Source organism: Streptomyces venezuelae, assembly GCF_008642375.1.
In the GTDB taxonomy this organism is placed as follows: domain Bacteria; phylum Actinomycetota; class Actinomycetes; order Streptomycetales; family Streptomycetaceae; genus Streptomyces; species Streptomyces venezuelae_G.
Genome location: NZ_CP029194.1, coordinates 5,218,651 through 5,235,415 on the forward strand (window position 1 = coordinate 5,218,651; position 16,765 = coordinate 5,235,415).

Genomic DNA, 16,765 nt, shown 5'->3' on the forward strand with positions numbered 1-16,765 from the left:
CGGGCGTCGATGCCCGGGGCGGTAGGTTCGAGGGGTGACATCTGAGAACCCCGGCCGCATCGTCCTGCTGACCGCCAGCCACCGCGTGGCGCCCGGACTGCTGTCCTGGCCCGCGTGGCAGGCACTGCACGGCGCGGACCGGGTGCTCTGTCCCGACGAGCACCACCCCCAGCTGCCGTACCTGAAGGACGCCGGGGTCGTCGTCGAGCACGTCCTGCCCACCGCGCAGGAGCTCGTCGAGGAGTGCGCCGGGGGCCGGACGATCGTGCTGCTGCCCTCCGGCGAGGGCGACCGCGCCCTGACCGACGGGCTCGCCCGGCTCGCCGGCTCCGGCCGGGTCTCCATGCCCGACCTGGAGCTGCTCCCCGGCTCGTACGACCTGCCCGGCTCCCGCCTCCTCGACCTGGTGCAGGTCATGGACCGGATCCGGCGCGAGTGCCCCTGGTCCTCGCAGCAGACGCACAAGGGGCTCGCCAAGTACGGCATCGAGGAGGCGTACGAGCTCGTCGAGGCGATCGAGGACGGTGACCGCGAGGAGCTCCGCGAGGAGCTCGGGGACGTCCTGCTCCAGGTCGTCTTCCACGCCCGGATCGCCGAGGAGGACCCGGAGGAGCCGTTCTCCGTGGACGACGTCGCCGGGACCATCGTCGAGAAGCTGATCCACCGGCACCCGCACGTCTTCGGCGACGCGACGGCCGAGACGCCGGAGGAGGTCAAGGCCCACTGGCTGCGGACCAAGGCCGTCGAGAAGCAGCGGGAGTCCGTGACCGACGGCGTGCCGCTCGGACAGCCGGGCCTCGCGCTCGCCGCGAAGCTGGCGAACCGCGTGCGGTCGGCGGGGCTCGACGTGGCCCTGCCGGCGGGCGAGGGCATCGGGTACGAGCTCCTCGGCCTCGCCGCCCGTGCGGAGGCGGCCGGCGTGGACCCGGAGGCGGCGCTGCGCGCGGCGGCCCGGACGTACCGCGAGGCGATCCGAGCGGCGGAAGGGCTGTGACGGGGGGACCGAAGGAGGCGAGGAAGCCGCGCCGTCGCGCTCGTGACATGGACTCGGCTCCGCTGATCCTGCTCGCCCCGGTCCTCGGGTGGGAGGCGTTGAGCGACGGCTCGGAGTGGTGGCTGCGCACCGTCTCGGGGCTGTTGGCGCTGTGGGGCTTCGCGTTGCTGGCAAGGGTTGCCGTCGGGCGCCTGCGCGGGCGCGCCCGGGCCTGAACCCCCGGCTCACTCCCCGTGCGGGGCCCGGGCCTCGGGGTTGTGCCAGCTGAGCTGGGGCGGGCCGAGGAGGCGTTCGGCGGCGGTGCTCGGACGGACCGTGAAGCGGCCCACGGCCGGGAGCGTGTCGTGGTGGATGCGGTCCGGATCGGTGCCGAGCTCCGTCAGGACCTCGACGGTCTCCGTCAGGAAACCGGGCGGGCCGGCGAGGTAGACCTCGTGCGCGGGCCACTGCTCGCAGGCCTGGAGCGCGTGGATCAGCCGCTCCGTCGCCTGGTCGCGCCGGCGTCCGGGGGCCGCGGTGATGTAGGTGACGTTCAGACCGGGGAGACGATTCTTCAGGGCCTCGGCGTCGGGGCGCCCGTAGAGGTGGTCCTTCGCGCGGGCCACGACGAACAGCCTGCCCTCCAGGTCCGGTTCCGCCTCGGCGGCCTCCTCCAGGAGGGCCCGCACGGGGGCCCAGCCCGTACCGGCGCATATATAGGTGCGCAGTCCGCCCGCGGGCGTCCGTGCCGTGAGGCCGCCGCCGGGGGCGCTCAGCCGCAGGACCTCGCCGGGACCGGTCTCCTCGACGAGTGCCGTGCTCATCGCGCCGCCGGGGATCCGGCTCACATGGAGGTCGAGCGTGCCGTCGTCGCGGGGCGCGTTCGCGACGGAGTAGGTGCGCCAGACGCGCGGGACGCGCAGCGAGCTGACGCTGACGTACTGGCCGGGGACGTAGGGGAAGGGCTGCCGGGGCCGCAGGGTCAGGACGGCCAGGCTGTCGCCGTACCGCTCGTGGCGGACGACGTCCGCGTCCCACCAGGCGGGCTCCCCGGCCCCGGCGGCCTCGTCGGCGCCCGCCTGCATCATCTCGACCACGAGCCCGTACGCCTCGGTCCAGGCCTTCTCCGCCTCGATGGTCCACGCCGAGCCGGCGGCGTGCGCGAAGGCGCCGATCAGGCTCTCGCCGACGGCGGCGTAGAGCGCGGGCGAGGCCAGGAACTTGCGGTGGTCCCGGCCCAGGTGCCCCAGATAGGCGGCGAGCGCGGGGTCCTCCAGGTGCGTCACCACATGCGTCAGCGCCGCGAAGAGCCGGTCCCGCTGGGGGACCATGTCCTCGGGGAAGAGCTCGCGCACTCCCGGGTTGTTCCAGAAGAGGTGCGAGTAGAAGAAGGTGACGGCATGCTCGGCCCGTCTCTCGACGACCGCGAACGTGCTTCTGATCAACTGGGGATCCACTGGCATGAATCTAGGGCACGTCGGGCGCCTCATGATCACAGGTTCTCCATACATGCCCCGGCGGCCGCCGCTCCCGCCCCCGGCCGAGCCCCGTTCCCGCCCCTGCCCGAGCCCCGCACGCGCCCCGTCTGCACCCCCGGGACCTCCCTGTACGGTCGGGGAGTGAGTACCAGCCCCGCCCCCGAGCTCTTCACCTGGGAGTTCGCCAGCGACCCCTACCCCGCCTACGCCTGGCTGCGGGAGCACGCGCCCGTGCACCGCACGAAACTGCCCAGCGGCGTCGAGGCCTGGCTCGTGACCCGGTACGCGGACGCCCGGCAGGCCCTCGCCGACCAGCGGCTGTCCAAGAACCCGGCGCATCATGACGAGTCCCCGCACGCGAAGGGGAAGACGGGCATTCCGGGCGAGCGCAAGGCCGAGCTGATGACGCATCTGCTCAACATCGACCCGCCCGACCACACCCGGCTGCGGCGGCTCGTGTCGAAGGCCTTCACGCCGCGCCGGGTCGCGGAGTTCGCGCCGCGCGTGCAGGAGCTGACCGACCGGCTCATGGACGAGTTCGTGGAGAGGGGGAGCGCCGACCTCATCCACGAGTTCGCGTTCCCGCTCCCCATCTACGCGATCTGCGACCTGCTCGGCGTGCCCCCGGAGGACCAGGACGACTTCCGGGACTGGGCCGGGATGATGATCCGGCACGGCGGCGGGCCGCGCGGCGGCGTCGCCCGGTCGGTGAAGAAGATGCGCGGCTACCTGGCGGAGCTGATCCATCGCAAGCGCGAGGAGCCCGGCGAGGACCTCATCTCGGGGCTCATCAGGGCCTCCGACCACGGCGAGCACCTCACCGAGAACGAAGCGGCCGCCATGGCCTTCATCATTCTCTTCGCCGGCTTCGAGACGACGGTGAACCTCATCGGCAACGGCGTCTACCAGCTGCTCCGCCACCCCGAGCAGCGCGAGCGGCTCCAGGCGTCGGTCGCGGCGGGGGAGACCGGGCTCCTGGAGACGGGCGTCGAGGAGCTGCTGCGGTACGACGGTCCGGTGGAGATGGCCACCTGGCGGTACGCGACGCAGGCGCTGACCGTCGGCGGGCAGGAGATCCCGGCGGGCGACCCGGTGCTCGTGGTCCTGGCCGCCGCCAACCGGGACCCGGAGCGCTTCGCGGAGCCGGACACGCTGGACCTCTCGCGGCGCGACAGCCAGCACCTCGGGTACGGGCACGGCATCCACTACTGCCTGGGCGCGCCGCTCGCCCGGCTGGAGGGTCAGGCGGCGCTGGCCACCCTGCTGACGCGCCTGCCCGACCTGCGACTTGCGGCCGATCCGGCCGAACTGCGGTGGCGCGGAGGGCTCATCATGCGGGGATTGCGCACGCTTCCGGTGGATTTCACCCCTTCCGTACGCCTGCTGTGAGTTGATGGACCGTCAGAAATGTGATCTTCACGTGATCGGGGGTCCATCGACTTGTGATGAGTGTTCGAATGCCGCTACGTTTCCCGGCAGTTTCCAGCCGTCACGCGAAAGGCGTTCCTATGCGATCCGGGAACGGAAGACACCGCCGCCCCCGTCAGGCCCCCGCCATCGTCGTAGCCGCGGGTGTGACCGGCTCCGCCCTGGCGCTGCCGCTGCTCGCCACCGGCTCCGCCTCCGCCGCCGACGCCGCGACCTGGGACCGGGTCGCCGAGTGCGAGTCCGGCGGCCAGTGGAGCGCCAACTTCGGCAACGGCATGTACGGCGGCCTCCAGTTCACCCAGGAGAGCTGGGAGCGGAACGGCGGCCTCGACTACGCGCCCAGCCCCGATCTGGCCAGCCGCGCCCAGCAGATCGCGATCGCCGACAAGGCGTTCACCGCCGGCGGCACCGACTGGGCCACCTGCGCGCCCATCGCCGGTCTGACGAACGACGGCAGGGCCACCGGGGTCAACCCCGGCCCGGCCGTCGCCACGAAGGCGCCCACGGGGCCCGTGGCGGAGTCGAACCGGACCGCGGGCACCCCGGTCGCGCCCTCGGAGGCCGCTGCCGACAAGTCCGCGGGGAAGGCGGCGGAGGAGGCCACCGCGCCCACGCAGGCCGCGGAGACCTCCGAGTCGCCCCGTGAGGCCTCGGAGGCCCCCACCGGCCCCGCCGCGCCCACCACCCCCGCCGGCACCGCCACGCCGGTCAGCCCGACCGCACCGGCGACCGGGACCACCCCGGACGGCTCGACCACCCCGACCGCGCCGGTGAGCCCGACCGCGCCGGGCACCCCGACCGCTCCGGTCACGCCCGACACATCCCTTACGCCCGGTTCGCCCGAGACGCCGAAGGATGACGCCTCGTCGGCCGCGCCCGGCACCGGCAAGCACCGGGGCGAGGCGGCTCCGGAGGAAGCCGACAAGGCGGACACTCCTGCCGAATCGGGTCGACACGCTTCATCGACGGACAAGCTGGCGGAAAACTCCACCGCCAAGCCCGTGGCTGACGAGTCGAAGGATTCGGGCACAACGGACAGTCAGGGCACTTCGGGCACGTACACCGTGCGGCCGGGTGACAACCTGTCCGAGATTGCACAGGAGAACGAACTCCCTGGCGGCTGGGACGCCCTCTATGACGCCAACCGCGGGACCGTGGGCACCGATCCGGACCTCATCGTCCCTGGTCAGAGCCTCGACCTGACGGTCGGTTCGGAGGAGGTGGCGGAGTAGTTCGAGGGCTTATGTCCGGTTCTGGGCAAGTGAGACATGGGTCTCTTCGTCCCAACTGGCGTGTCACGTCCGCGAACTTTGCTTCCGTCACCTCCGACCTGCACAAACGCCCCCCACCGGAAGGCAAGTAGGGGCGATATTTCCGCAATACGCCTCTTTGAACTTCCGGTGGGTCTGTGTCTACGGTCGTAACCGCTCGCCACCGCGGGCCCCGTCGACCGAAACGCCGAATCCTGCCGTCGGCCGATGGGAACAGTCGTCGCGTAAGCGCCGAAGGCAGGAGTGGGGGACCCAAGGTAAGTGCCGGTCCAGGCCGTTGAGAGACGGCCGAAGACCGGCTTGGGGTGAAGCCGCGTGCTAGGACACGCGGCCGGGCAACTTTCCGGCCCGAACCCGACAGCTCACCTCACAGGCGTCGGTGAGGAGAATCTCCATGCTGTTTTCCGGCAAGGGCAAACACCGTCGTCCCTCCAAGGCCACCCAGGTCGCCACGCTCGTCGGCGTCACCGGTGTCGCCGTGGCCGCCCCGCTGATGACCGCGGGCACCGCCTCGGCCGCCACGGCCTCCGAGTGGGACCGCGTCGCCCAGTGCGAGTCCGGCGGCAACTGGTCCATCAACACCGGCAACGGCTACTACGGCGGCCTGCAGTTCTCCGCCTCCACGTGGGCCGCGTACGGCGGCACCGCCTACGCCTCGACCGCCAACCAGGCGTCGAAGTCCCAGCAGATCGCCATCGCCGAGAAGGTCCTCGCGGGCCAGGGCAAGGGTGCCTGGCCGAGCTGTGGCGTGGGCCTCTCCGGCGCCTCGTACGACGGCGGCGCCGCCGAGAGCGCGCCGCAGCAGCAGAGCACGCAGCCGCAGCAGACCCAGCAGCCGCGCCAGGAGCGGAAGGCCGAGCAGCCGACCACCCGCAGCGAGCAGCGCCAGGCCCCGAAGAAGTCGACGCAGCAGTACGCCGCGCCGAAGGCCGCCACCAAGAAGACGGTCACCACCCCGACCGGCAAGGTCGTCAAGAAGGGCGACGGCGAGTACAAGGTCGTCGCCGGCGACACCCTCAGCAAGATCGCCGAGGCGCACGGCGTCAAGGGCGGCTGGGCCGAGCTCTTCGAGCTGAACAAGGACGTCGTCGAGAACGCCGACCTCATCTACGTGGGCCAGCAGCTCCACCTGAAGTGAACCCGGCGGCTCGGGTGAGTCCGGCGGCTCCCCCGACCCCGACGACCCTCCCGCGGTGACCACCCCGGTCCGGCGCACTCTCCCCCGTGCGCGCCGGACCGGGGTTCCGCGTATCCGGGGGTCTTCGGCCCGCCGGGGGCGACCTCACAGTTACTGCCCAGTAGATCTGGGGCCCTTCGTCCCTTATTGCATGCCCTTGGGTCCTTTTTCGTCCCAGGGGGCGGGCGCGCGGCCGACCGGAGCCCCCGAGCCGGTTAGGCTCATGTCGCAAGGCCGGTCGACCCTGCACCGGCCATGCGTCACATCCAGCGTCACATCCCAAAAAGGAGATGCTCGTGCCGTCCATCGACGTCGTCGTAGCCCGGGAAATCCTGGACTCCCGAGGCAACCCCACGGTCGAGGTCGAGGTCGGCCTCGACGACGGCAGCACCGGCCGTGCTGCTGTTCCGTCCGGCGCCTCCACCGGTGCGTTCGAGGCCATCGAGCTTCGCGACGGTGACCCCAACCGCTACCTGGGCAAGGGTGTCGAGAAGGCCGTCCTCGCCGTCATCGAGCAGATCGGCCCGGAGCTCGTCGGCTACGACGCCACCGAGCAGCGCCTGATCGACCAGGCGATGTTCGACCTGGACGCCACCGAGAACAAGGGCTCGCTCGGCGCGAACGCCATCCTCGGTGTCTCCCTCGCCGTCGCGCACGCCGCGTCCGAGGCCTCCGACCTCCCGCTCTTCCGCTACCTCGGCGGCCCGAACGCGCACCTGCTGCCCGTTCCGATGATGAACATCCTCAACGGTGGGTCGCACGCCGACTCCAACGTCGACATCCAGGAGTTCATGATCGCCCCGATCGGCGCGGAGTCCTTCTCCGAGGCCCTTCGCTGGGGTGCGGAGATCTACCACACGCTCAAGAGCGTGCTGAAGCGCAAGGGCCTCTCCACCGGCCTCGGCGACGAGGGCGGCTTCGCCCCGAACCTGGAGTCGAACCGCGCCGCCCTCGACCTCATCGTCGAGGCCATCAAGGAGGCCGGCTACACCCCGGGCACCGATGTCGCGCTCGCGCTCGACGTCGCCGCGTCCGAGTTCTACAAGGACGGCAAGTACGAGTTCGAGGGCAAGTCCCGTTCGGCCGCCGAGATGACCGAGTACTACGAGGAGCTCGTCTCCGCGTACCCGATGGTCTCCATCGAGGACCCGCTGTTCGAGGACGACTGGGCGGGCTGGAAGGTTCTCACCGACAAGCTGGGCACCAAGGTCCAGATCGTCGGCGACGACCTCTTCGTCACCAACCCGGAGCGCCTCGCCCGCGGCATCGAGGAGGGCACCGCGAACGCCCTCCTGGTCAAGGTCAACCAGATCGGCTCGCTGACCGAGACCCTCGACGCCGTCGAGCTCGCCCAGCGCAACGGCTTCAAGTGCATGATGTCCCACCGCTCCGGCGAGACCGAGGACGTCACCATCGCGGACCTCGCCGTCGCCGTGAACTGTGGCCAGATCAAGACCGGCGCCCCGGCCCGCTCGGACCGCGTCGCCAAGTACAACCAGCTGCTGCGCATCGAGGAGATCCTCGACGACGCCGCGGTCTACGCCGGCCGCAGCGCGTTCCCGCGCTTCAAGGGCTGACGAGACCCCAGGGGCTGACACCGGCCCCGTAGGGCAGCTTCCGTACGTCCCCGTACTCGGTCCCGTACCGTGTGCGGGGACGTACGCATGAACAGGGGAGGCGACACGACATGGCCGCGAAGGACCGGGACCGGTTCTCGACCGCGACCCGGATCAGACTGCTCGGCGAGCAGACCGCCGCTCGTGTCTACCGCTCCCAGACCCGCCGCCAGGCACGCCGCTCCCGGCTCACCGGCCGCGCGGCCTTCCTCGCCCTCGTCGTCTGCTCCCTCGTCGTGGCGCTCGCCTACCCGATGCGGAGCTACGTCTCCCAGCAGGGCGAGATCGAGGAGCAGGAGCGCCGGGCCGCCGAGGCCGCCCAGCGGGTCGAGGAGCTGCGGGACGAGAAGGCCCGCCTCCAGGACCCGGCCTACGTCCGCCGCCTCGCCCGCGAGCACCTGCACTACGTGCTGCCCGGTGAGACCGGCTTCACCGTGAACGACCCCGACGCGGAGCAGCGGCCCCGCGCCGACCAGGGCGCGGCCGAGCGCCCCTGGTACGACAACCTCTGGGACGGCGTCGACCACGCCGACCGCCCCTGACCCCTCCTCCGCGACAACGAGCAAGGCAATCGAAGACATGGAAACGCCCCCTCCGCAGACCGAACGCACCGAGCCCACCGCGACGGACATCGCCGCCTTCGAGCTGCAGCTCGGCCGGCCGCCGCGCGGCCTGCGCGCCATCGCGCACCGCTGCCCGTGCGGCAACCCGGACGTCGTCGAGACCGCGCCGCGGCTCCCCGACGGCACGCCGTTCCCGACGACGTACTACCTGACCTGCCCCCGCGCGGCCTCCGCCATCGGCACACTCGAGGCCAACGGGGTCATGAAGGAGATGCAGGCCCGGCTCGCCACCGACCCGGAGCTGGCCGCCGCCTACCGGGCGGCGCACGAGGACTACCTCGCCCGCCGGGACGCGATCGAGGTCCTGGAGGGCTTCCCGAGCGCCGGCGGCATGCCGGACCGCGTGAAGTGCCTGCACGTCCTCGTCGGTCACTCGCTGGTCGCGGGCCCGGGCGTCAACCCGTTCGGTGACGAGGCCCTCGCGATGCTGCCGGAGTGGTGGGCGAAGGGTGCGTGCGTGACGCCGTGCGCGGACAAGGAAGAGAAGGAGTCCGCGGAATGACCCGGGTCGCCGGAATCGACTGCGGTACGAACTCGATCCGCCTCCTCGTCGCCGACGTCCACCCGGAGACCGGCGAGCTCGTCGAGCTGGACCGGCGGATGACGATCGTCCGGCTCGGCCAGGGCGTCGACAAGACGGGCCGGCTCGCGCCCGAGGCGCTGGAGCGGACCTTCGCGGCCTGCCGCGCGTACGCCGAGGTCATCAAGGAGCTGGGCGCCGAGAAGCTCCGCTTCGTCGCCACCTCCGCCTCGCGCGACGCCGAGAACCGCCAGGACTTCGTGAACGGGGTCGTGGAGATCCTGGGCGTCGAGCCCGAGGTGATCACCGGCGACCAGGAGGCCGCGTTCTCCTTCACCGGCGCCACCGGTGAGCTGCACGGCGACGACCGGCGCCTGGTCGTGGACATCGGCGGCGGCTCCACCGAGTTCGTCGTCGGCAACAAGCACGTCGAGGCCGCCCGCTCCGTCGACATCGGCTGCGTCCGGCTGACCGAGCGGCACGTCCGGAACGACCCGCCGACCGCCGAGGAGGTCGCCGCGATCCGCGCCGACGTCCGGGCCGCGCTCGACCTGGCCGCGGAGACCGTGCCGATCGGCACGGCGGAGACCCTCGTCGGGCTCGCCGGCTCGGTCACCACCGTCGCCGCGATCGCCCTCGGGCTGCCGGAGTACGACTCCGAGAAGATCCACCACTCCCGGATCTCCGCCGAGCGCGTCGCCGGGGTCACCGACATGCTCCTCGCCTCCACGCACGACGAGCGGGCCGCGATCACCGTCATCCACCCGGGCCGGGTCGACGTGATCATCGCCGGTGCGCTCGTCCTGAGGGAGATCGTGGAGCGCGTCGGAGCGAGCGAGGTCGTGGTCAGCGAGCACGACATTCTCGATGGGATCGCCCTATCCGTCGCATAGTGGGCGCCTATCGAGCCCTCCGGCGACACCCTGTCGGAAAAGGTTCGTGAAGTTCTTCACAAGGAAAAGGGCCTCGATGGCGCCAGAGGGGGGTCTTTAGCCCCTCCGGGGGGCGTCTCGGGGCCCTTTCGCAGGTGCGGGGGCCACTTCGCTCGTTGTTTCCATCGCGTGAACGCATCTGGCGGTTCAGCGTTAACGAGGGCTCTCCAGGCCAGTTCACAAGGGGTGAACAACGTTCACCGCCGCACCCCGGTTCCTTTGCAACACCATGACATGGATCACGTGGGCGGCGGAGTGTAGCAGAGGTCCGCCAGGACCTTGTGAAGGGGCGCACGAGCACCCCCCCGGTGAGGGGTGGATACTCGATCCCATGAGCACCACGGAGCGTCCCAGGATCCTCGTAGTAGGCGGCGGGTACGTAGGCCTGTACGCAGCTCGGCGCATCCTCAAGAAGATGCGCTACGCGGAGGCGACCGTCACGGTCGTCGACCCGCGGTCGTACATGACCTACCAGCCCTTCCTCCCCGAAGCCGCCGCCGGCAGCATCTCGCCGCGCCACGTCGTCGTCCCGCTGCGACGCGTCGTGCGCGGAGCCGAGGTGCTCACCGGCCGGGTCACCACCATCGACCAGGACCGCAAGGTCGCCACGATCTCGCCGCTCGTCGGCGAGGCGTACGAGCTGCCTTTCGACTACCTCGTCATCGCGATGGGCGCGGTCTCCCGCACCTTCCCGATCCCCGGCCTCGCCGAGCAGGGCATCGGCATGAAGGGCATCGAGGAGGCCATCGGCCTGCGCAACCACGTCCTCGAGCAGCTCGACAAGGCCGACTCGACCACCGATGAGGAGGTCCGCCGCAAGGCGCTGACCTTCGTCTTCGTCGGCGGTGGCTTCGCCGGAGCCGAGACGATCGGCGAGGTCGAGGACATGGCCCGCGACGCCGCGAAGTACTACCAGAACGTGTCGCGCGAGGACATGCGCTTCGTCCTGGTCGACGCGGCCGACAAGATCCTCCCCGAGGTGGGCCCCAAGCTCGGCCAGTACGGCAAGGAGCACCTGGAGTCCCGCGGTATCGAGATCTACCTCGAGACCTCCATGGACTCCTGCGTCGACGGCCACGTCGTGCTGAAGAACGGCCTCGAGGTCGACTCCAACACGATCGTGTGGACCGCCGGCGTGAAGCCGAACCCGGCGCTCTCCCGCTTCGGTCTGCCGCTCGGCCCCCGCGGCCACGTGGACTGCAACGAGAAGCTCCAGATCAACGGCCTCGACTACGCGTGGGCCGCCGGCGACAACGCCCAGGTTCCGGACATGGTCGGCCGCAAGGCCGGCAACCCGAACGCCTGGTGCCCGCCGAACGCCCAGCACGCCCTGCGCCAGGCCAAGGTCCTCGGCGACAACGTGGTGGCCGGCATGCGCGGCTTCCCGCAGAAGGAGTACAGCCACGCCAACAAGGGCGCGGTGGCCGGACTCGGTCTGCACAAGGGCGTCGCCATGATCGTCATGGGCAAGGTGAAGATCAAGCTCAAGGGCCGTCTCGCCTGGTACATGCACCGTGGCTACCACGGCATGGCCATGCCGACCTGGAACCGCAAGATCCGCGTCTTCGCCGACTGGACCCTCGGCATGTTCCTCAAGCGCGAGGTCGTCTCGCTCGGCGCCATGGAGACGCCGCGCGAGGAGTTCTACGAGGCCGCCAAGCCCGCCCCCGCCCCGGCCGCGCCGGCGCAGGAGAAGGCCAAGGCCTCCTAGCCTCCGCACAACTGCACAGCTCGTCCGAAAGGGCCGTCCGCCATCCGTGGTGCGGACGGCCCTTCGCGTGTTTTGCGCACGCGTCACGCTGCGCCGGGATGGGAAACACCTACTCAGGGTGTTCCCTTGGTGACGGGCATTTCTGGGGCACGAGATCACGGAGGTGTGCATCATGGCCGACGCCGCGTCGCGGCTGACGACTCTCGCCGAGGAAGTCCTCGGAGGACCGCTCCCGGTGCGACTGCGAGCCTGGGACGGCAGCGAAGCCGGCCCCGCGGGGGCTCCCGTTCTGATCGTCCGCGACCGCCGCGCCCTGCGGAGGATGATCTGGAAGCCCGGCGAACTGGGCCTGGCCCGCGCCTGGGTGGCCGGGGAGCTCGACGTCGAAGGGGATCTGTACGAGGTCCTGGACCGGCTCTCGGGCCTCCTCTGGGAGCGCCCCGAGGACACCAGGAGCCGTCTCACGGCCCTGCGAGACTCCGTCCGCGACCCGAAGCTCCGTGCCGCCGCCCGCGCCCTGCTGCGGCTCGCCGGGCCCCTGCCGCCCCCGCCGCCGCCCGCCGAGGAGGTGCGCGGTCGCAGCGGCCGCAGCCACAGCAGGCGCCGCGACAAGCAGGCGATCAGTCACCACTACGACGTGGGCAACGACTTCTACGAGATCGTCCTCGGGCCGTCCATGGTCTACTCCTGCGCCTACTGGACGGAGGACGGCACCCTGGAGGACGCCCAGCACGACAAGCTGGACCTCATCGCCCGCAAGCTGAACCTGAAGGAGGGCGACCGGCTCCTCGACGTGGGCTGCGGCTGGGGCTCCATGGCCCTCCACGCCGCCCGCGAGTACGGAGCCCGGGTCGTCGGCATCACCCTCTCCCGGGAGCAGGCGACGTACGCCCGCAAACGCGTCGCCGACGAGGGCCTGACCGACCTCGTCGAGATCCGCGTCCAGGACTACCGGGACGTCGCGGACGGCCCGTACGACGCGATCTCCTCGATCGGCATGGCCGAGCACGTCGGGGCCGTGCGGTACCGGGAGTACGCCGACACCCTGTACGGGCTCCTCAGGCCCGGCGGACGGCTCCTCAACCACCAGATCTCGCGCCGCCCCGAGCCCGACGAGGCCGCCTACGAGATCGACCCCTTCATCGACGCGTACGTCTTCCCCGACGGCGAACTCGCCCCCATGGGCCGGACCCTGTCCACTCTGGAGGACGCCGGCTTCGAGGTCCGTGACGTCGAGGCGATCCGCGAGCACTACGCGCTGACGCTGCGCCGCTGGGTGGCCAACCTGGAGCGCGACTGGGACCGGGCGGTCCGGCTGACCTCGCCCGGCCGCGCCCGCATCTGGCGGCTCTACATGGCGGCCTCCGCCGTCTCCTTCGAGCGCAACCGGATCGGCGTGAACCAGTTCCTCGCCGTGAAGACGCCGCTCGCGGGGACGAGCGGGACGGCGCTGCGGCCGCGCGTCTGGAACGAGAAGACGGACTGAGGCGGACACGCCGAAGGGCCGGGCCCCGGGTGGGGGACCGGCCCTTCGGCTTCTGTCGCGGCTACTCGGCCTTGATCGCGGACAGCATGTTCAGCTTCGCCGCGCTCCGGGCCGGCCAGAGGGAGGCGAGGACGCCGACCAGGGCCGCCAGGACCAGGAAGAGCCCGATCCGGTCCCACGGCAGGACCAGGACGTAGCCCGGCAGGCTGCTCTTGAACGTCTCGCCGATCGCCCAGCCGAGGAACGAGCCGAGACCGATGCCGACGACCGCGCCGAACACCGAGATGACCACGGCCTCCAGACGGACCATCCGCTTCACCCGGCGCCGGTCGAGACCGATCGCCCGCAGCATGCCGATCTCCTGCTGGCGCTCGAAGACCGACATCGCGAGGGTGTTCACGACACCGAGGACGGCGATGATCAGGGCCATGCCGAGCAGGCCGTACATGATGTTGAGCATCATGTTGATCGGGCCGCCGAAGGAGTCACGGATGTCCTTGTGGTCCATCACCGTGATCGCCGGGTTGTCGCCCATGGCCTTCGACAGGGCCTTCTCGTGGGCCGCGCTCGCGCCGCCGTCCGTCGAGACGAAGACCTGGCGGATCGAGGCCTGCTCCTCGTGCGCCGTGACCAGCTTGTGGTCGGCCATGACCGGCGAGACGAACTCGTTGGTCCTGTAGACGGCGCCGACGGTCAGCTTGCCCTTCTGCTTGTCGAGGTACTCGACCGGGACGGCGTCGCCGACCTTCAGGCCGCGCTTCGTGGCGACGTTGTCGTCGATGGCGATCGTGTTCCCGCCCAGGGAGGACAGCGAGCCCTTCAGGACGTCCAGCTTGAGGACCTTCTCGATGGCCCCGGGGGTGACGCCGGAGACCGAGACGTAGTCGCCCTTCAGCTCGAAGGCGCCGGCCTGCTGCGGGGAGACCGCGGTGACGCCGGGGGCCTTCTCCAGGGCGGCGAGCGCCTCCGGGCTCAGACCGTCGCCGCTGGCCATGGTGACCATGTAGTCGGCCTTGATCTGGTCGGTCGTCACCTTGTCGAGGGCCGAGCCGACCGTGGCGCCGAGCACCGAGAGGCCGGTGACCAGGGTCAGGCCGATGGCGAGCGCGGAGGCGGTGGCGCCGGTGCGGCGCGGGTTGCGGACCGCGTTCAGGCCGGCGAGCTTGCCGGAGACCCCGAAGAGCCTGACGAAGACCGGGCGGATCAGGGCGATCACGGGCCGGGACAGGAACGGGATCAGCACGATGACGCCGATGAGGGTGAGGAACGCGCCGCCCGCGATGAGCATGCGGCCGTCGTCGCCGCCCTGGCCGGCACCGAGCACGATCAGGACGACACCGAGCGCGGTGAGCGCGGCACCGATGGAGTTCCGCACGACGAGCGACTTGGTGCTCGCGGTGGCGTGGACGCTGCTCATGGCGGCGACCGGCGGGATCTTCGCGGCGCGGCGGCCGGGCAGCCAGGCGGCGAGCATCGTGATCAGGACACCGACGCCGAAGGCGCTGAGGGCCGGGGTGGCGCCGAGGACCAGGTCGCCGGCGGGGACCTTCATCTCGAAGGCGCTCATGGCCGAGCGGAGCCCGACGGCCAGGCCGATGCCGAGGACGTAGCCGACGGCGGAGGCGACCAGGCCGACGAGGCCGGCCTCGGCGAGGACGGAGCGGGTGATCTGCTTGCGCGAGGCACCGACCGCGCGCATCAGGGCCAGTTCCTTGGTGCGCTGGGCGACCAGCATGGTGAAGGTGTTGGAGATCAGGAAGATGCCGACGAAGAGCGCGATGCCGGCGAAGCCGAGGAGGACCTGGTTGAGGGCGCCGAGGCCGGCCTCGATGTCCTTGGCCTGCTGGTCGGCGAGGGCCTGGCCGGTCTGTGCGGTGGCGGCCTTCGGGACGACCTTCAGGACCTCGTCGAGGAGCTTGCCGTCGTCCGTGCCGGGGGCGGCGGTGACGGTCAGGTTCTGGAAGAAGCCGGGCTTCAGGTAGAGCTTCTGGGCGACGGCGGTGTCGAAGACGACGAGGCTGCCGCCGGCGTTGACGGCGCCGTCCTCGGTGGTGAAGACACCGGAGAGGGTGTACTCCTTCACCGGGCCGTTGGTGGCGACGCGGACGGTGTCGCCGACCTTGTAGCCGCCCTTGTCGGCGGTGTCCTTGTCGAGCGCGACCTGTCCGGCCTCGGCCGGGCCGTTGCCCGCGGTGAAGGCGAACGCGCGGTCCTTGCCGTCCTGGCCGGGCGCGAAGTTGGTGCCCTTGTTGGACCAGCCGCTGCCGATCAGCTTGCCGTTCTTGTCGGGCACGCCGGCGAAGCCGTCGACGCGGGCGGAGACGGAGGTGACCCCGTCGAGCTTCGCGACCTTGTCGACGTCCTGCTGTGAGAGGCCGGGGGCCTTGCGGGCCTGCTCGGGGTTCGGCCACATCTCGACGGCCACGGAGACGTCGTCGTAGCTCTTCGCCGACTGGTTGCGGAAGGCCTGGCCGAGGGTGTCGGTGAAGACGAGGGTGCCGGAGACGAAGGCCACGCCGAGCATCACGGCGAGGACGGTCATCAGCAGCCGCGCCTTGTGCGCGAGGACGTTGCGCAGGGCGGTACGGAACATGGGTGTGTCCTGGAGTCCTGGGAGAAGGGGGTGGGTACGGGGTGACGCGCGTGCGTCAGCTCGTACGGCCCTTGGCGTCGAAGGCCTTCATGCGGTCGAGCACCCCGTCGGCCGTCGGGTTCAGCATCTCGTCGACGATCCGGCCGTCCGCGAGGAAGATCACGCGGTCCGCGTAGGAGGCGGCGACCGGGTCGTGGGTGACCATGACGACGGTCTGGCCGAGCTCGCGGACCGAGTTGCGCAGGAAGCCGAGGACCTCGGCGCCGGAGCGCGAGTCCAGGTTTCCGGTCGGCTCGTCACCGAAGATGATCTCGGGGCGCGAGGCCAGGGCGCGGGCCACTGCCACGCGCTGCTGCTGGCCGCCGGAGAGCTCGGTGGGGCGGTGGCTGAGGCGGGCGGAGAGGCCGAGCATGTCGATGACCTGCTGGACCCACTGCTTGTCGGCCTTGCGGCCGGCGATGTCCATCGGCAGCGTGATGTTCTCCAGGGCCGTCAGCGTCGGCAGCAGGTTGAAGGCCTGGAAGATGAAGCCGATCTTGTCCCGGCGGAGCTGGGTGAGCTGCTTGTCCTTCAGCGTGGAGAGCTCGGTCTCGCCGATCCGCACCGAGCCGGAGGAGAAGGAGTCCAGGCCGGCGACGCAGTGCATCAGGGTCGACTTGCCGGAGCCCGAGGGGCCCATGATCGCGGTGAACTCGCCCTGCCGGAAGTCGACGGTGACGTGGTCGAGCGCGACCACCTGGGTCTCGCCCTGGCCGTAGACCTTCGAGAGATCCGTGGCGCGGGCGGCCACCGCGGTGGCGCGGGACACGGTGGGGGTGGTGGTCACGAGGGGGACTCCTGTCACTGCGGGGCTGCTGCGGGAACCACTCCATCGTGTCGAGCGTTCCGGCCCGGGACGTCCGTCCACGTGCCCGTTCTCGGGGCAGACTCGAGGCGGACCGGAGCCCTCGACCCTCC

General features: G+C 71.0%; 14 protein-coding genes and 1 riboswitch. Of the genes, 11 read left to right on the forward strand and 3 right to left on the reverse strand.

Features of this window, described 5'->3' with window-relative positions:
- Positions 1–34 precede the first annotated feature (34 nt).
- The gene (locus DEJ46_RS24075; RefSeq protein WP_150269551.1) at positions 35–994 is read left to right on the forward strand and encodes a nucleoside triphosphate pyrophosphohydrolase; all 960 of its coding nucleotides are present in this window, start codon (positions 35–37) and stop codon (positions 992–994) included.
- A gap of 47 nt (positions 995–1,041) precedes the next feature.
- Positions 1,042–1,209 carry a hypothetical protein gene (locus DEJ46_RS39270; protein WP_190622862.1) on the forward strand — a complete coding sequence of 56 codons (168 nt, stop codon included), beginning with the start codon at positions 1,042–1,044 and terminating at the stop codon, positions 1,207–1,209.
- 9 nt (positions 1,210–1,218) lie between these two features.
- On the opposite strand, the gene DEJ46_RS24080 is transcribed toward DEJ46_RS39270, so the two are convergent.
- Positions 1,219–2,418 (reverse strand): globin domain-containing protein, encoded by a 1,200-nt coding sequence (locus tag DEJ46_RS24080; RefSeq protein ID WP_263411757.1) that lies wholly within the window; start codon positions 2,416–2,418, stop codon positions 1,219–1,221.
- A 174-nt stretch (positions 2,419–2,592) separates the two neighbouring features.
- Here DEJ46_RS24080 and DEJ46_RS24085 point away from each other — a divergent pair, with 174 nt between their 5' ends.
- From DEJ46_RS24085 to DEJ46_RS24125, 9 genes are all read left to right on the forward strand, one after another.
- Positions 2,593–3,840, forward strand: coding sequence for a cytochrome P450 family protein (locus DEJ46_RS24085; protein ID WP_150269554.1), 1,248 nt, complete (start codon positions 2,593–2,595; stop codon positions 3,838–3,840).
- A gap of 185 nt (positions 3,841–4,025) precedes the next feature.
- Positions 4,026–5,111, forward strand: coding sequence for a transglycosylase family protein (locus DEJ46_RS24090; RefSeq protein ID WP_317852191.1), 1,086 nt, complete (start codon positions 4,026–4,028; stop codon positions 5,109–5,111).
- Positions 5,112–5,369: 258 nt separating this feature from the next.
- A riboswitch (cyclic di-AMP (ydaO/yuaA leader) is annotated at positions 5,370–5,541 on the forward strand.
- 3 nt (positions 5,542–5,544) lie between these two features.
- Positions 5,545–6,288, forward strand: coding sequence for a transglycosylase family protein (locus DEJ46_RS24095; RefSeq protein WP_150269557.1), 744 nt, complete (start codon positions 5,545–5,547; stop codon positions 6,286–6,288).
- 329 nt (positions 6,289–6,617) lie between these two features.
- Positions 6,618–7,904 carry a phosphopyruvate hydratase gene (eno, locus tag DEJ46_RS24100; protein ID WP_150269559.1) on the forward strand — a complete coding sequence of 429 codons (1,287 nt, stop codon included), beginning with the start codon at positions 6,618–6,620 and terminating at the stop codon, positions 7,902–7,904.
- Positions 7,905–8,014: 110 nt separating this feature from the next.
- On the forward strand, positions 8,015–8,485 hold the full coding sequence (locus DEJ46_RS24105) for an FtsB family cell division protein (protein ID WP_150269561.1): 471 nt from the start codon (positions 8,015–8,017) through the stop codon (positions 8,483–8,485).
- A gap of 37 nt (positions 8,486–8,522) precedes the next feature.
- Positions 8,523–9,068: a DUF501 domain-containing protein gene (locus DEJ46_RS24110; RefSeq protein ID WP_055643088.1), complete on the forward strand. Its 546-nt coding sequence runs from the start codon at positions 8,523–8,525 to the stop codon at positions 9,066–9,068.
- Entirely contained in the window at positions 9,065–9,979 is a 915-nt protein-coding gene (locus DEJ46_RS24115; protein WP_150269563.1) for a Ppx/GppA phosphatase family protein, read from the forward strand. Before DEJ46_RS24110 ends, DEJ46_RS24115 begins: the two co-directional genes overlap by 4 nt.
- Before the next feature lie 370 nt (positions 9,980–10,349).
- Positions 10,350–11,729 (forward strand): NAD(P)/FAD-dependent oxidoreductase, encoded by a 1,380-nt coding sequence (locus DEJ46_RS24120; RefSeq protein WP_150269565.1) that lies wholly within the window; start codon positions 10,350–10,352, stop codon positions 11,727–11,729.
- A gap of 172 nt (positions 11,730–11,901) precedes the next feature.
- Positions 11,902–13,215 carry an SAM-dependent methyltransferase gene (locus tag DEJ46_RS24125; RefSeq protein ID WP_150269567.1) on the forward strand — a complete coding sequence of 438 codons (1,314 nt, stop codon included), beginning with the start codon at positions 11,902–11,904 and terminating at the stop codon, positions 13,213–13,215.
- A gap of 61 nt (positions 13,216–13,276) precedes the next feature.
- On the opposite strand, the gene DEJ46_RS24130 is transcribed toward DEJ46_RS24125, so the two are convergent.
- Together DEJ46_RS24130 and DEJ46_RS24135 are read right to left on the reverse strand one after the other, a co-directional pair.
- On the reverse strand, positions 13,277–15,808 hold the full coding sequence (locus tag DEJ46_RS24130) for an ABC transporter permease (RefSeq protein ID WP_150269569.1): 2,532 nt from the start codon (positions 15,806–15,808) through the stop codon (positions 13,277–13,279).
- A gap of 55 nt (positions 15,809–15,863) precedes the next feature.
- Positions 15,864–16,634, reverse strand: a complete 771-nt coding sequence (locus DEJ46_RS24135) for an ABC transporter ATP-binding protein (RefSeq protein ID WP_055643093.1) — start codon at positions 16,632–16,634, stop codon at positions 15,864–15,866.
- Positions 16,635–16,765 lie beyond the last annotated feature (131 nt).

Bases quoted from the DNA above. Each gene is read 5' to 3' on its own strand.
- eno (WP_150269559.1), top strand. From the start codon at position 6,618: ATGCTCGTGCCGTCCATCGACGTCGTCGTAGCCCGGGAAATCCTGGAC.
- DEJ46_RS24110 (WP_055643088.1), top strand. From the start codon at position 8,523: ATGGAAACGCCCCCTCCGCAGACCGAACGCACCGAGCCCACCGCGACG.
- DEJ46_RS24120 (WP_150269565.1), top strand. From the start codon at position 10,350: ATGAGCACCACGGAGCGTCCCAGGATCCTCGTAGTAGGCGGCGGGTAC.
- DEJ46_RS24115 (WP_150269563.1), top strand. From the start codon at position 9,065: ATGACCCGGGTCGCCGGAATCGACTGCGGTACGAACTCGATCCGCCTC.
- DEJ46_RS39270 (WP_190622862.1), top strand. From the start codon at position 1,042: ATGGACTCGGCTCCGCTGATCCTGCTCGCCCCGGTCCTCGGGTGGGAG.
- DEJ46_RS24095 (WP_150269557.1), top strand. From the start codon at position 5,545: ATGCTGTTTTCCGGCAAGGGCAAACACCGTCGTCCCTCCAAGGCCACC.
- DEJ46_RS24105 (WP_150269561.1), top strand. From the start codon at position 8,015: ATGGCCGCGAAGGACCGGGACCGGTTCTCGACCGCGACCCGGATCAGA.
- DEJ46_RS24125 (WP_150269567.1), top strand. From the start codon at position 11,902: ATGGCCGACGCCGCGTCGCGGCTGACGACTCTCGCCGAGGAAGTCCTC.
- DEJ46_RS24130 (WP_150269569.1), bottom strand. From the start codon at position 15,808: ATGTTCCGTACCGCCCTGCGCAACGTCCTCGCGCACAAGGCGCGGCTG.